This window comes from Pedobacter sp. 10L46_2 (genome assembly GCF_056395165.1).
This window is the reverse complement of the sequence record NZ_JBFTIZ010000529.1, coordinates 1-1266: the sequence shown is the minus strand read 5'-3', so window position 1 is coordinate 1266 and position 1266 is coordinate 1. Positions and strand designations below refer to the sequence as shown.

Genomic DNA, 1266 nt, shown 5'->3' with positions numbered 1-1266 from the left:
GGGAAAATGGTGCGGCAGATATTCATATCTCTCCGGATGGCAAATTCTTATATGCAACTAACAGAGGAAGCGAAAACAACATCACTTTCTTTGCTATTGAAAAAGGAGGCTTGCTGAACAAAAGAGGTCAAATCAGCACTTTGGGTAAAGGTCCAAGAAATTTTTCGATTGATCCTACCGGAAAGTATCTGTTGGTTGCTCATCAGTATACAAACGATGTAGTGGTATTTGAACGCAATACACAAACCGGCGAATTAAAAGATACAGGAAAGAGAATTGCTGTTGGAGCTCCGGTTTGTTTGGTTTTTGCACCTAAGAAATAAAATCATTAAAAGAGGGTGATCATTATTTATGATATACCCTCTTTTACTTTTCAAGCTACTTCTATAATTAATTATACCGCTTTTAGTTTATGCTGCGCCTCAATAACCTTGTTATAATAGTTAATATAAGCTGGCAATATTTTCTTAAGATCAAAATCTTTCGCCCTTGTTAAAGCGTTTTCTTTGAACTGCTTTAATACATCATCATTTTCCAGGATATGAATTGCTTTTGAAGCCATATCATCAATATCACCAACATTACTCATATACCCGCAAAAGCCGTCAATATTTAATTCCGGTAATCCACCCGCATTTGAAGTAATAGCAGGGACTTTGCAAGCCATAGCTTCAAGTGCTGCCAAACCAAAACTCTCAGACTCTGAAGGCATTAGAAACAGATCAGAAACAGAAAGAATTTCTTCTATTGCATCTTGCTTTCCTAAGAATCGAACGTGTTCACAAATCCCAAGGTTTCTGCAAAGCTGTTCATCATATGCGCGTTCGGGCCCATCACCTACCATTAATAATTTTGAAGGAATTTTAGCCTGAATCTTTTGAAACATTCTAATCACGTCAGCCGTACGCTTTACTTTTCTAAAGTTCGAGGTATGAATTAATATACGTTCGTTGTTAGGGGCAATTGCTTTTTTAAAATGATCTTTTGGCTTTAAACTAAATCTCGAAAAATCAATGAAGTTCGGAATCACCTGAATCTCATTAGTAATTTCGAAATGCTTCTCTGTATCATCTTTTAAGCTTTGTGAAACAGTTGTAACCCCATCTGATTTGTTGATAGAAAAAGTAACTACCGGTTTATAGGTTGGATCTTTACCAACAAGTGTAATATCTGTACCGTGCAGCGTGGTTACAAATGGAATGTTAATGCCGTAAGTTTCTAAAATTTGCTTTGCCATAAACGCAGCGGATGCATGTGGAATTGCAT

2 protein-coding genes are annotated in these 1266 nt (G+C 36.7%); one reads left to right on the top strand and one right to left on the bottom strand.

Annotation, left to right across the window (positions count from 1 at the left end; genetic code table 11):
* Window positions 1-323: lactonase family protein (locus AC1DDX_RS27510; protein WP_477623045.1), on the top strand; the 323-nt coding region annotated here is incomplete at its 5' end.
* Between the two features lie 71 nt (window positions 324-394).
* On the opposite strand, the gene bshA is transcribed toward AC1DDX_RS27510, so the two are convergent.
* On the bottom strand, window positions 395-1266 hold an 872-nt coding region (bshA, locus tag AC1DDX_RS27505), incomplete at its 5' end, for an N-acetyl-alpha-D-glucosaminyl L-malate synthase BshA (protein WP_477623044.1).